8 protein-coding genes are annotated in these 13,960 nt (G+C 69.0%); 6 read left to right on the top strand and 2 right to left on the bottom strand.

Going from position 1 to position 13,960, the window contains the following annotated elements; all coding sequences use genetic code 11:
- Positions 1-50 precede the first annotated feature (50 nt).
- Positions 51-1,364, bottom strand: a complete 1,314-nt coding sequence (locus tag C556_RS0109535) for an anaerobic C4-dicarboxylate transporter family protein (protein WP_018748021.1) — start codon at positions 1,362-1,364, stop codon at positions 51-53.
- Between the two features lie 60 nt (positions 1,365-1,424).
- Positions 1,425-2,099 carry a glycerophosphodiester phosphodiesterase gene (locus C556_RS21620; protein ID WP_018748020.1) on the bottom strand — a complete coding sequence of 225 codons (675 nt, stop codon included), beginning with the start codon at positions 2,097-2,099 and terminating at the stop codon, positions 1,425-1,427.
- A gap of 148 nt (positions 2,100-2,247) precedes the next feature.
- Between C556_RS21620 and C556_RS0109525 the strand changes: the two genes are divergently transcribed.
- The 6 genes from C556_RS0109525 to ligA all read left to right on the top strand — a co-directional run bounded on the left by C556_RS0109525 (position 2,248) and on the right by ligA (position 13,777).
- Positions 2,248-4,503, top strand: a complete 2,256-nt coding sequence (locus tag C556_RS0109525) for a patatin-like phospholipase family protein (RefSeq protein ID WP_018748019.1) — start codon at positions 2,248-2,250, stop codon at positions 4,501-4,503.
- 267 nt (positions 4,504-4,770) lie between these two features.
- Entirely contained in the window at positions 4,771-5,073 is a 303-nt protein-coding gene (locus tag C556_RS0109520) for a PsiF family protein (protein ID WP_018748018.1), read from the top strand.
- 182 nt (positions 5,074-5,255) lie between these two features.
- The gene (apbC, locus tag C556_RS0109515; RefSeq protein WP_018748017.1) at positions 5,256-6,344 is read left to right on the top strand and encodes an iron-sulfur cluster carrier protein ApbC; all 1,089 of its coding nucleotides are present in this window, start codon (positions 5,256-5,258) and stop codon (positions 6,342-6,344) included.
- A 165-nt stretch (positions 6,345-6,509) separates the two neighbouring features.
- Positions 6,510-9,992: a chromosome segregation protein SMC gene (smc, locus tag C556_RS0109510; RefSeq protein WP_018748016.1), complete on the top strand. Its 3,483-nt coding sequence runs from the start codon at positions 6,510-6,512 to the stop codon at positions 9,990-9,992.
- A 191-nt stretch (positions 9,993-10,183) separates the two neighbouring features.
- On the top strand, positions 10,184-11,320 hold the full coding sequence (locus C556_RS0109505; RefSeq protein ID WP_026262960.1) for a cell division protein ZipA C-terminal FtsZ-binding domain-containing protein: 1,137 nt from the start codon (positions 10,184-10,186) through the stop codon (positions 11,318-11,320).
- Positions 11,321-11,371: 51 nt separating this feature from the next.
- The gene (gene ligA / locus C556_RS0109500) at positions 11,372-13,777 is read left to right on the top strand and encodes an NAD-dependent DNA ligase LigA (RefSeq protein ID WP_018748014.1); all 2,406 of its coding nucleotides are present in this window, start codon (positions 11,372-11,374) and stop codon (positions 13,775-13,777) included.
- Positions 13,778-13,960: the final 183 nt, after the last annotated feature.

Genomic DNA, 13,960 nt, shown 5'->3' with positions numbered 1-13,960 from the left:
TTTCCCGATGCGCGTTGGTTGCGGCACGGGTATTTCTGCACAGTCGGTTGTCACGGTCCCCACCAGTGGGCGAAGGCGAAGCCGCAGGCGACCGACACCGCGCAGCTGGTCAGGCCGGGCAGCATGAAGCTGTGGTTCAGCAGCCAGCGCCCGATGCGGGTGGTGCCGGTGGCGTCGAAGCTGATCGCGGCGATCAGCGTCGGGTAGTTGGGGATGAAGAAGTAGCCGTTGGCGGCGGGGAACATCGCGATCAGCGACGCCGACGGCAGCCCCAGCGCGATGCCCAGCGGCACCAGCGCGCGCACCGTCGCGGCCTGCGAATACAACAGGATCGACATCACGAACAGCGCCAGCGCGAACAGCCACGGCGCGCGGGTGACGCTGGCGTGGATCTCGCTGGAGAAGAACGCCATGTTGGCCTCGATGAAGGTGTCGCCCATCCAGGCGATGCCGAAAATGCCGATCACCGCCGCGGCGCCGGCGCGGAACACGCTGCCGCGCACCACTTCGTCCGGATTGACCCGGCACAGCAGCAACATCAGCGCGGCGGCCGACAGCATCACGATCTCGATGGCGCTGGCCATGTCCAGCTCGGTCATCTGGCCCTGCACCGGCCACGCCGGGCGCAGGCTGGGGAACGAGCCGAGCAGCACCACCAGCGCCGCCGCCAGCAGGAACAGCACCACCGAGCGGCGCGCGTGCGGCGGCAGCGGGGCGCTGTCGGCCAGGTGGCGCGGCGCCACCTCGCCGCTGGCCAGCCGTGCCTGGTAGGCCGGATCGTCCTCCAGCTCGCGCCCCAGCCGGCCGGCCACCAGCGCGCCCGCCAGCACCCCGGCCAGCGTGGCAGGAATCGCCACGACCAGGATGTCCGACAGGTGGATGTCGCCGCCCAGCAGCGACAGCAGCGCCACGGTGGCGGCCGAGATCGGGCTGGCGGTGATCGCGGCCTGCGAAGCGATCACCGCGATCGACAGCGGCCGCTCCGGGCGCACCCCGGCCTCGCGCGCCACCTCGGCGATCACCGGCAGCACCGCGTAGGCCACGTGGCCGGTGCCGGCGAACAGGGTGAAGGTATAGGTGACCAGCGGGGCGAACCAGGTGATGCGGGTGGGATGGCGTCGCAGCAGGCGCTCGGCGTGGCGCACCAGGTAATCCATGCCGCCGGCGGCCTGCAGCGTGCCGGCGGCGGTGATGACGGCGACGATCATCAGCAACACGTCGATGGGCGCGCTGGTGGGGCGCAGCCCGAAGCCGAACGACAGGATCGCCAGTCCCAGCCCGCCCATCACCCCCAGGCCGATGCCGCCCAGGCGCGCGCCGACCAGGATGGCGCCCAGCACCACCGCGAATTCGAGGACAAGCATGTCGGTATCTCTTTGGATCGTTGTGATGAGCCGCCCACTGCGGGGCGGTCGGTCAGGCGTTCATTGCAAGGATGTGGCGTACTCCAGGCCGACGAACTCGGGGTAGTCGGTGATGATGCCGTGCATGCCCAGCTCGGCGCAGATCGCGTGCTCGTGCTCGGTCTGCGCGCCGAAGATGTAGTTGCGGAAGCCCAGCGCGTTGGCCTGCTGCAACAGCGACAGCTCGATGGCTTCGTAATGCCACACCAGGATGCGCAGCCGCGGGTAGGGCATGGCGGCGTAGAGCAGGGTATTGAGCGCGATCGGGCGGTGCCAGACGATCAGCCCGCATTCCAGCTGCAAGGTCTCGGCCGCCACCGGCATGATCTCGTGCCGCAGCGAGGTGACGATCACCTGGCGCTTGCCGGACATCTGCTTGAGCAGCGAGCACAGCGGCACGGCGGCGGGCGGCGCCTTCAGCTCGATGTTCCACAGCGCGTCCGGGAAGGCTTCCAGCGCCTCGGCCAGCGTCGGCACCAGGTAGCCTTCGGACTGCGACAGCTCGGTGCGCGTCATCGCCGCCACCGGCAGGCCCAGCCGCGACAGGCGATCGTGGAACAGGATCAGTTCGCCGTCGACGGAAAGCCGGACATCGGTTTCGATGCCATGGAAGCCTACCGACAGCGCGCTGGCAAAGGCCGCAAGGGTGTTCTCGGGGGCGCAGCGGCCCAGCCCCCTGTGCGCGATGAGTCGCATGAATCCGCTACACTCCCGACCGGGTTTGACTTGACGCCGAAAAGCCCAGCATCGACGCTGACATGGCTCGGCGAATCTTTCATCGGGGACCGAAGCTCCTTTCGGTCCTTCACCCAATTGTAGACATATCGCTCAAGGGGGCGAGGCTGTGAAGAAGACCCTGTTCGGCATCGCATGCATGGCGCTTGCCACCAGCGTGGCCGCCGCCGGAACCGCGCCGCGGCCGCGCATCGGGCTGGTGCTCGGCGGCGGCGGCGCGCGCGGCCTGGCGCATATCGGCATCCTCAAGGTGCTGGAAGAGGAACGCATCCCCATCGACTGCGTGGTGGGCACCAGTATGGGTGCGCTGGTGGCGGGCAGCTTCGCCTCCGGCCGCACCGCCGAGGATCTGGCCGAGCGGGTGGACGCCGCGGCCTGGGACGATCTGCTCAGCTCGCGCCTGCCACGCCAGGCCAACTCGTTCCGCCAGAAGCAGGCCGACCAATTGGCGCTGCTGCCGGTGGATATCGGCGTGTCCGACAGTGGCGTGGTGTCGCTGCCCAAGTCGGCGATCAATACCCAGAAAGTGGAGCTGTTCCTGCGCCAGCTGACCTATTCGGGCACCGTGGCCAGCTTCGACGACCTGCCGGTACCGTACCGCGCCATCGCCACCGACCTGGAAAACGGCGAGATGCTGGTGATGAAGGACGGCGACCTGGTGTCGGCCATGCTGGCCAGCATGGCGGTGCCCGGCGTGTTCCCGCCGGTGACGCGCGACGGCCACCTGCTGGCCGACGGCGGCCTGTCGCGCAATCTGGGCGTGGACGTGGCGCGCGAGCTGTGCGCCGACGTGGTGATCGCGGTGGACGTGGCATCGCCGCCGCTCAAGCGCGACGCCATCGGCAACATCTTCAGCGTGGCGGATCAATACACCCGGCTGATGATCCTGCAGAACCAGCGGCCGCAGATCGGCAGCCTGACCGCGGTGGATGTACTGCTCACGCCCGACCTGGGCGAGCTGGCCAGTTCCGACTTCGCCAAGGCCAAGGATTTCATCGCGCTGGGCGAGCGCGCCGCGCGCAAATCGCTGGACCAGCTGCGGCGCTACGCCGTGTCACCGGACAGCTACCGCGCCTGGCAGGCGGCCTACACCGAGAAACGCCTGCATCCCAAGCCGATCACCGGCATCGAGGTGGCCAAGCTCAAGTACGTCAATCCCGAGGTGATGCAGAAGGTGCTCGACGTGAAGACCGGCGAGCCGCTGGACGACAAGCACTTCAAGGCCGGGCTGGAGGAACTGTACTCGCGCGGCGACTTCACCCAGCTCGACTACTCGCTGTCCGACCGGGGCTCCGGCCAGATGCTGACCCTGACCCCGGTGGAAAAGGACTGGGGGCCCAACTACCTGAACTTCGGCCTGGCACTCGGCACCGACTTCGACCGCTCCAACCCGTACAGCCTGACCGCGCGCTACCGGCGGCCGTGGATCAACAGCCTCGGCGGCGAGTTCCAGGCGCTGGTGTCGGTCGGCGACAAGAACCTGCTGGTGGCCGAGTTCTACCAACCGCTGCAGATCGACGGCTACGCCTTCGTCGCGCCGCGCGCCAGCCTGTCCAAGAGCCCCGTCGCCATCTGGTTCGACGGCGAGCAGGCCGCCGAATACAGCTACACCCACAGCCAGGTGGGCCTGGACCTCGGCTCGTCCTGGGCGCGCTACGGCGAGCTGCGCATCGGGCCGGAGGTCAATTTCTACCGGATGACGCGGCAGGTCGGGTCGAACGTCCTGCCCAGTGGCGACCAATGGGATTGGGGCATCCGCTTCAACCTGTTTTACGACCAGCTGGACAACCTGAACTTCCCCACCAGCGGCACCTTGCTGCATCTCTACGGCTACGAAGCGCTGGAAGGCAAGACCACGGTGGACCCGATCACGATACCCACCGCTGCGGGCCTGAGCACCGACGGCCTTTCCGACTTCCAGCAGTACGGCCGCTATGGCCTGGAAATGACGCATGGTTTCAAGGTAGGCGACTTCGGCGGACACCTCGCCTTGCGGGGCCAGGTCATGCGCGAGGGTGATTCAGGCCTGAGCGAACTGCGCTGGCTGGGGGGCTTCCTCAATCTGTCGAGCTATCACTACCAGGAGCTGTTGGGCGACCAGTTCCTCTACGGCCGATTGGCGCTGTACCGCCCGATAAAGCTGTTCTCGGAAAGCGGCAAGGGTACTTATCTGGGCGGCGCCCTCGAAGTGGGGAACATGGACCAGAGCGAAAGCAGCCGTTCGCTGACTGATTTCGATGGCTGGCACTACTCCCTCGTCGGCTACCTGGGCGTGGAAACCTTCCTCGGCCCGTTCTACCTGGGGCTGGCCTATGGCGACAACGAGCAGATGCGTTACTACGTCACGCTGGGCAATCCATTCTGAGTGCACGTACCTTGTGTGCTGGCATGCAGCGATGGACCTCGGCGCGAGGTAAGCACCCGGCAGAGCCGGGCGCTCATCGTGGCTGGGGTGCCAGGAGCGGTACTCCTTGATCGATTCCACTCCCCCCGCCCTCGCCGCGGCGAGGGAGCCTCGCTGTGCTCGGATGACCATCCTTGTCTGTTTGTGGGCTGCGACACGCGGAAACGGTGCTTACTCGCGGCTATCATTGAGGGCGTTGTCCTTATCCCCCAATCAGGAGTCCACAACATGAAATCGATTCCCGCCCTGCTGGCATTGCTGGCCGGTCTCACCCTGGCCGGTGGCGCCCAGGCCGCCAACGACCAGCAGAACAAGATGGCCACCTGCAACAAGGAGGCCAGCGCCAAGTCGCTCAAGGGCGACGAGCGCAAGAAGTTCATGAGCGAGTGCCTGAAGAAGGATTCCGCCACCAGCAGCGCCAAGCCCACCAAGCAGCAGGACAAGATGGGCTACTGCAACAAGGAAGCCAGCGCCAAGGCGCTCAAGGGCGACGATCGCAAGAAGTTCATGAGCGACTGTCTGAAGAAGTGATCCCGGCCGGCGGCGCCTTCGCCCAGGCGCTGCCAGCACGAAGCGGGCGCGGTTCCGGCCGCGCCTTTTTCATGGCGGCGCGCCCCGACCCCGGCCCGCGGTTGTACAATTTGCGCCTTCCCGCAATGCCCATCGCGCCGGCGCACCCCCGTGGCCGGGCGCGTGCTACAAGGACGCAAGCCATGCCCGAACTTTCCGCCCTGCAATCCGCCCTGGCGCAACTGGTCGACCCGCTCACCGGGCGCGATTACGTGTCCGCCAAGTGCGTGCGCAACCTGAAGCAGGAGGACGGCGCGGTCAGCGTCGACATCGTGCTCGGCTATCCGGCCGCCGGCCGCCATGCCGGGATCGCCGCCGAAGTCGAGGCCGCGCTGCGCGCGGTGCCCGGTGTGCACAGCGCGCGTGTCAATGTCAGCAGCCAGGTGGTGGCGCACGCCGCCCAACGCGGCCTGCCGCTGCTGTCGGGCATCAAGAACGTGATCGCCGTCGCCTCGGGCAAGGGCGGCGTCGGCAAATCGACCACCGCCGCCAACCTGGCGCTGGCGCTGGCCGCCGAGGGCGCCACGGTGGGCCTGCTCGACGCCGACATCTACGGCCCGTCGCAGCCGACCATGCTGGGCGTGGCCGGGCGCCAGCCGGTGTCGCCGGACAACAAACACATCGAGCCGATCGAAAACCACGGCATCAAGACCATGTCGATCGGCTTCCTGATCGACCCCGAGCAGCCGATGGTGTGGCGCGGCCCGATGGTGACCCAGGCGCTGACCCAGCTGCTGAACGACACGCTGTGGGGCGAACTGGATTACCTGCTGATCGACCTGCCGCCCGGCACCGGCGACATTCAGCTCACCCTCAGCCAGAAGGTGCCGCTCACCGGCGCCGTCATCGTCACCACGCCGCAGGACATCGCGCTGCTGGATGCGCGCAAGGGCCTGAAGATGTTCGAGAAGGTGGGCGTGCCCATCCTGGGCATCGTCGAGAACATGAGCATCCACATCTGCAGCAACTGCGGCCACGCCGAACCCATCTTCGGCGAGGGTGGCGCGGCGCGGATGAGCGCCGACTACGGCACCGAACTGCTGGGCCAGCTGCCGCTGGACCTGTCGATCCGCCTGAACGCCGACAGCGGCACCCCCAGCGTGGTGGCAGAGCCGGAAGGACGCATCGCCGGCCTCTATCGCGACATCGCGCGCAAGGTGGCCGCGCGCATCGCGGTCAAGGCGCAGGATTTCTCGGCCAAATTCCCCAAGATCGTCATCAGCAATACCTGATCGGCATCCGCGCTCCGCCATGCGGCGCTGGCGGGGCGATTTGCAATCCAGGGCATGGAAGGGACACGATCGCGTGTCCCTTTTATCGTCTGCGCCGGACAGCCCGCGTGCCCTGTGGCGTCGACGCCGCTACAATCGGCGCACCTGCCGTCCTCCCCCGATCCAGTGCGCCTCACCCACCTCAAACTCGCCGGCTTCAAATCGTTCGTCGATCCGACCACCGTGCACGTGCCCGGCCAGCTGGTCGCGATCTGCGGCCCCAACGGCTGCGGCAAATCGAACGTGATCGACGCCGTGCGCTGGGTGCTGGGCGAATCGTCCGCCAAGCAGTTGCGCGGCGAATCGATGCAGGACGTGATCTTCAACGGCTCCGGCGCGCGCAAGCCGGTAAGCCGCGCCTCGGTGGAACTGGTGTTCGACAACGCCGCCGGCCTTGCCGCCGGGCAGTGGAGCCAGTACGCCGAGATCAGCATCAAGCGCGTGCTCACGCGCCAAGGCGAATCCAGCTACTACATCAACAACCTGCAGGTGCGACGGCGCGACATCACCGACCTGTTCCTCGGCACCGGCGTCGGCAAGGGCGGCTACGCCATCATCGAGCAGGGCATGATCAGCCGCATCATCGAGGCCAAGCCCGAGGAGCTGCGCCACTTCCTGGAGGAAGCGGCCGGTGTGTCCAAGTACAAGGAACGCCGCCGCGAGACCGAAGGCCGGCTGGCCGACACCCGCGACAACCTGGACCGCGTCGAGGATCTGGTGCAGGAACTGGCGCGCCAGATCGCCAAGCTGGAAACCCAGGCCGAGGTCGCCGCCGAATACAACCGGCTGAAGGACGCCATCACCGAAAAGCAGAACCTGCTGGCCTTGCAGCGCAAGCTCGACGCCGCCCGCGAAGTCGAGGCCGCGCGACGCGACATCGACGCCGCGCAGAACGCGCTGGAAGCGCAACTGGCCGAACTGCGCGCACTGGAGGCGGCGCTGGAGCAACTGCGCGAGGACCACTTCGCCGCCAGCGACGCCGTGCACCAGGCGCAGGGCGAGCTGTACGACGCCAACGCCGCCGTGGCGCGGCTGGAACAACAACTGCTGCACCTCAAGCAGACCCGCGAGCGGCTGACCCAGCAGCTCGACGAAACCCGCGCTGAACTGGGCCGGCTGGACGCCCAGGATCGTGTCGCCGGCGACGAGCTGGACATCTGGCGCACCCGCCAGGAAGAAGCGCGCTACGCCGCCGAGGAAAGCGCGCTGGCGCTGGATGCCGAGAACGAACGCCTGCCCGAGCTGGAAGGCGTGCTCAAGGCGGCGGACGACGAATTCAACCGCCTGCGCGAGCGACTGGCCGCCGCGCGCAACACCGTGCAGCTGTCGCGGCAACAGGCACAACACCTGGAACGCACCGTCGCCCAGTTGCGCGAACGCCAGCAGCGCCTGCTGAACGAGCGCGCCCAACTGGCGCCGGCCCACGACGCCGAGCGCGACGCGCTGGCCGAAGCGCGCGATGCCGCCGCGCTGGCGCAGGAGGAGGGCGCGCTGGCGCTGGCCGAGGGCGAAGCGCGGCTGGAGCAGGCCCGGACCGACCAGCAGCAGGCGCGCGCCGCGCGCGAGGCACTGTCGCTGGAACTGGCGACCCTGGCTGCGCGCGAAGCGGCGCTCAGCGAACTGACCGAAGCCGGCGATCCGGGCGAGCTGGCGCCGTGGCTGGCCGAGCAGGGATTGAGCGACGCCACGGCACTGCTCGACGTGCTGCGCGTCGAGCCCGGTTGGGAAACCGCGCTGGAAGCCGCGTTGGGTGCGCGCCTGCAGGCGCGGCTGGCGCCGCACGCCCCGCGCTCGGCCGCGCCCGCCGCGCTGGTGCTGGCCTGGCCCGCCGCGGTGGCCGGCGCGCGCAGCGGCCTGCGCGCCAGGGTGAGCAGCGACGACGCCATCGCCGACAGCGCGCTGGACGACTGGCTGGCCGGCATCGAATGCGCCGACACGCTGGACGACGCGCTGGCCCGCTGCGCCACGCTGGCGCCGGGGCAGCGGCTGGCGACGCGCGACGGGCACCTGGTCGGGCGGGCCGGCGTGGTCTACCGCGCCGCCGACGGTCATCTGGCCGGCATGGTGGCGCGTCGCGTCGAGCTGGAGCGCATCCGCGCGCGACTGGACGAGTTGCGCCCGGCACTGGCCGACGCCGAGCGAGCGCTGGCGCAGGCCACCCAGGCGCAGGCCGATGCCGACACCGGCCTGCGCACGCAGCGCCAGCAATTGCAGCAGGCCCAGCAGGCGCTGGCGCAGCGCGAACGCGAACTGGCGCGGCGCGACGAAGCCAGTCAGCAGGCCGCGCGCCGCCACCAGCAACTGGCCGACGAACTGGCGCAACTGGAAATCCAGCTGGAGGACGAAACCGTCGCCAGCCTGGAATGCGAAGAACGCCGGCTGCAGGCCGAGGATGAACTGGCACCGCTGGAGGATGCGCTCGACAACGCGCGCCTGGCCCGTGCCGAAGCCGAATCGGCGTGCGAGTTGCAACGCAGCCGCCTGCGGCAGGCCGAACGCCAGGCCCAGGAAACCCGCTTCGCGGTGCAGACCGCCGAACAGAAACTGGCCGAACTGGCGCGGCGCGGCGGCGACCTGGACGAACAGCGGCAACGCCTGTTGGAGCGCGGCGAGACACTGACGCTGGAGCTGGAGAGCGTCGACGAAGGCCAGTTCGACGTCGGCTTCCAGGACGCGGTGAACGCGCGCGCCGAAAAGGAACGCGCGCTGGCCGCCACCCGCGACCGGCTCAACGGCCTGACCAACCAGGTGCGCGAGCGCGAAGGTGACAAGCAGCGGATCGAGATCGGGCTGGAACCGGCGCGCGAAGCGGTGAACGCGTTGCGGTTGAAGGAACAGGAAGCACGCCTCGCCGCCGAACGCTTCGCCCAGGAACTGGCCGAGGCCGGGGCCGACGAGACCGCCTTGCGCGAAAAGCTGGGCACCGGCCTGAAGGTCAACGCCCTGACCGCCGAGATCGGCCGGCTGGGGCAGGCGCTGAACGGCCTGGGCGCGGTGAACCTGGCGGCGCTGGAGGAACTGAACGCCGCTCGCGAACGCAAGCAGTACCTCGACGCGCAGTCGGCCGACCTGGCCGAGGCCATCGACACGCTGGAGAACGCCATCCGCCGCATCGACCGCGAAACGCGGGCGCTGCTGCAAGAGACCTACGACACGGTCAACGGCAACCTCCAGGAGTTGTTCCCCACGCTGTTCGGCGGCGGCCACGCCGAACTGGTGCTGACCGGCGAGGAGATCCTCGACGCCGGGCTGACCATCATGGCGCAGCCGCCGGGCAAGAAGAACAGCACCATCCACCTGCTGTCGGGCGGCGAAAAAGCGCTGACCGCGCTGAGCCTGGTGTTCTCGCTGTTCCGCCTCAACCCCGCGCCGTTCTGCCTGCTGGACGAAGTGGACGCGCCGCTGGACGACGCCAACACCCTGCGTTTCTGCAGCCTGGTGAAGAAGATGGCCGAGCGCACCCAGTTCCTCTACATCAGCCACAACCGCCTGACCATGGAAATGGCCAGCCAGCTGGTCGGCGTCACCATGCAGGAGCAGGGCGTGTCGCGGGTGGTGGCGGTGGATATCGAGCAGGCGCTGTCGATGCGCGAACCGGCCACCGTCTGAGCGCGCGAGCGGCGCGGCGGAGGCCGTCGCCGCGTGGCACAATCGCACGCTGGCGGGGAACGTTCCGCCACGCGCCCGGCCTGACGGCTACCGGCTGAAAACCAAAGCTTTGAAGCAAGCTGCGCTTGTGATTGAATGCACCCCATACCGAACGAAAGAGGCCGTTCCAGCCGCGGCCAGAGCCAGAGAACATGACTGATTTGCAGCTTGGATCGTTGATCGTGGCCGGAGCCATCGTCGGCGCCGTCTACCTCTTCAACTGGTGGCAGGAATACCGCTACCGCAAGAACACCCAGCGCGCCTTCGCCCGCAACCAGCCCGACGTGCTGATGGACACCCCCAAGAACATGGTGCGCGGCGGCGAGCGCTTCGAGCCGGCGCTCGACGAACCCACCCGCTTCGAGCCGCCCGCCACCCCCGGCGCGACCATCGTCCCGCCCGAACCGATCGAACCGCAGCTGACCCCGCAATTCGCCGCCGAACCCGTGCCGGCCGCGCCGCCGGCCCCGCGCCCGCGCGACGAGGACGACCGCGACGCGCTGGCGGAAAGCCTGCTCGACCCCGCGCTCGACTTTATCGCCGAAGTGCACGCCCGCGACAACATCCCCGCCGGCGACGTGCCGCGCTTTCCCGCGCCCAAGCGGGTGCAGGCCATCGGCCTGACCGAGCACGATCACTGGGAGCAGGTGGGCGGCGGCAGCAACGCCAGCTACAGCGAACTGCGCGTCGCCCTGCAACTGGCGGATCGCCAGGGCGCGCTGACCGGCGAGCAGTTGAACGCCTTCTGCATGGCGGTGCAGCAATTCGCCGACGCGCACGACGCGGTGGCCACCTTTCCGCAGCGCGCCGCCAAGCTAGCGGCCGCGCGCGATCTGGACGAATTCTGCGCGTCGGTCGACGTGCTGATCGGGTTGAACATCGCTTCCTCCGGCCGGCCGTTCCCGCTGGAGCGGGTGCGCCTGCTGGCCGAGAACGCCGGCCTGAGCCGCGCCGCCGACGGCACCTTCGTCTACAAGAGCGAGTCGGGCAAGACGCTGTTCGCGGTGTCGAACCAGGATCAGGCCGGCCTGGGGCCGACCTCGGACGGATTGACGCTGCTGTTCGACGTACCGCGCGTGGCCGGCGGCCTGGCGGTGTTCGATTACCTGTCCGATTTCGCGCAGCAACTGGCCGGCAGCCTGGGCGGTTCGCTGGTCGACGACAACGGCCGGCCGCTAGCCGCCGCCAGCCTGGACAACATCCGCCGGCAACTGGCGCGGCTGTATGCCACGATGGACGATCGCGGCATCGCGCCGGGCTCGGTGTCGGCATTGCGATTGTTTGCGTAGCTCTGTTTTTCCCGGCCCGCGTGGCGGGCCGGACCCCGTTGGATGAATACCATGAACGAAGCCATAGAACGGGCGGCGCAACTGCGCCGCCTTTTGCATCAGTACGGCCACGAGTACTACGTGCTGGATGCGCCCACCGTGCCCGACGCCGAGTACGACCGGCTCTACCGCGAGCTGGAGGCGCTGGAGACGCAGCACCCCCAACTGCGCACGCCCGATTCGCCCACCCGCCGGGTCGGCGGCGCGCCACTGCCGCAGTTCCCGTCGGTGACCCACGTGGTGCCGATGCTGTCGATCCGCACCGAGACCGACGTCACCGACCAGGGCGCGCTGGCCTTCGACGCCAGCGTGCGCCGCGAGCTGGGCCTGGACGCCGCCGACGCGCCGGTGGAATACGCCGCCGAACTGAAGTTCGACGGGCTGGCGATCAGCCTGCGCTACGAGGCCGGTGTGCTGGTGCAGGCCGCTACCCGCGGCGACGGCGCCACCGGCGAGGATGTCACCCAGAACATCCGCACCGTGCGGCAGATCCCGCTGCGGCTGGACGGCGAGCCGCCGGCAGTGCTGGAGGTGCGCGGCGAGGTCTACATGCGGCGCGCCGATTTCGAAAAGATGAACGAGCGCCAGCTCGCGGCCGGCGGCAAGACCTTCGTCAACCCGCGCAACGCCGCCGCCGGCAGCCTGCGCCAGCTCGACCCCGCCATCACCGCCAGCCGGCCGCTGTCGTTCTTCGCCTACGGCCTGGGCGAAGTGCGCGACTGGCCGGCCATGCCCGCCACGCACAGCGGCGTGCTCGACGCGCTGAAGGCGTTCGGCCTGCCGGTGTGCGCCGAGCGCACCGTGGCGCAGGGCGGCGAGGCGCTGGCGCGGTTCCACGCCGGGATGGGCGAGCGGCGCAACGCGCTGCCGTTCGACATCGACGGCGTGGTCTACAAGGTGAACTCGCTGGCATTGCAGCGCGAGCTGGGCTTTCGCACCCGCGAGCCGCGCTGGGCGGTGGCGCACAAGTATCCGGCGCAAGAGGCGCTGACCGTGGTCGAGGCCATCGACGTGCAGGTGGGACGCACCGGCGCGCTGACGCCGGTGGCGCGCCTGCAGCCGGTGTTCGTCGGCGGCGTGACCGTGACCAACGCCACCTTGCACAACCAGGACGAAGTCGAGCGCAAGGACGTGCGCATCGGCGATACCGTGATCGTGCGCCGCGCCGGCGACGTGATCCCCGAAGTGGTCGGCGTGGTGCTGGAGCGCCGGCCGATGCAGGCCGTGCCCGGCGGCGACCTGTTCGACGCCGCGCAGCAACCGTTGCACCCGCCGTACCGCCTGCCGGCGCAGTGCCCGGTGTGTGGCTCGCACGTGGTGCGCGAGGAGGGCGAGGCGGTGACGCGCTGCTCCGGCGGGCTGATCTGCTCGGCCCAGCGCAAGGAGGCGATCCGCCACTTCGCCGGGCGCCGCATGATGGACATCGACGGTCTGGGCGAGCGCTACATCGACAACCTGGTCGAGCTGGACTACGTGCACTCGGTGGCCGACCTGTACGCGCTGACGCTGGACGATTTCCTGGAGATGAAGCGCCGCGCCGACGAGCGCGACGGCGTGACGCCGGAGACCGTGCAGGCCGGCAAGATACCGACCAAATGGGCGGAGAACCTGATCGCGGGCATCGCCGCCAGCAAGCGACCGCCGCTGGCGCGCTTCCTGTTCGCGCTGGGCATCCGCCACGTGGGCGAATCCACCGCCAAGACGCTGGCCGACTGGCTGGGCAGCCTGGCGGTGGTGCGCCGTGCGCCGGCGGCGCTGCTGCGGGTGCTGCCCGATGTCGGCGGCACCGTGGCCGAGGCCATCGCCGAGTTCTTCGCCGAACCGAAGAACGAACAGGTGATCGACCAGTTGCTGGCCCACGGCATCGCCATCGCCGACGAGCACGCGCCCAGCGCCAAGCTGCGCGACAAGCTGTTCGCCGGCGGATCGAAGCCGTCGGCCGAGCTGCTGGGCGCGCTGGGCGTCGCCCGCCTCACCCCCGTGCGCAGCCGCCAGTTGTCCGACGCGCTGCCCACACTGGCGGCGCTGGCCGACGCCGACGACGCGCTGCTGGCGGGCCTGCCCGCCGACGTGGTCGCCGCGCTGCGCGACTGGCTGGCACAGCCGGTGCAACGGCAGCGCCTGCTCGAACTGGACGCGCTGTGCCGCGAACTGCACGCCGCGCTGCCGGCCCAGGCGGCCAGCGAAGGCATCCTGGCGGGCAAGACGCTGGTGCTCACCGGCACCTTGCCCACGCTGAGCCGTGACGAAGCCGGCGCGCTGATCGAGGCGGCCGGCGGCAAGGTATCGGGCAGCGTGTCGAAGAAGACCCACTACGTCGTCGCCGGCGAAGCGGCCGGCAGCAAGCTGACCAAGGCCGAGGAACTGGGCGTGCCGGTGCTGGACGAGGAGGGGTTGAGGAAGTTGCTGGCGGGGTAGGGCTGAACCCTGAACCTTGAACCACAGAGGACGGCGAGAACACGAAGGCACACAGAGAAAGGCAAAGCGCCAGAAGGTTTACCCTCCCGCTTTGGTTTCCTCCGTGTATCTCTGTGCTCTCACCGTCCTCTGTGGTTCAAGGTGTGGGGTTTCTTTCCATCCCCCCGGCCGAAACCGGGGCGG

The sequence above is a fragment of the Chitiniphilus shinanonensis DSM 23277 genome, from assembly GCF_000374805.1.
In the GTDB taxonomy this organism is placed as follows: domain Bacteria; phylum Pseudomonadota; class Gammaproteobacteria; order Burkholderiales; family Chitinibacteraceae; genus Chitiniphilus; species Chitiniphilus shinanonensis.
The sequence above is the reverse complement of the archived record's forward strand: the minus strand, read 5'-3'. Positions and strand labels throughout refer to the sequence as shown.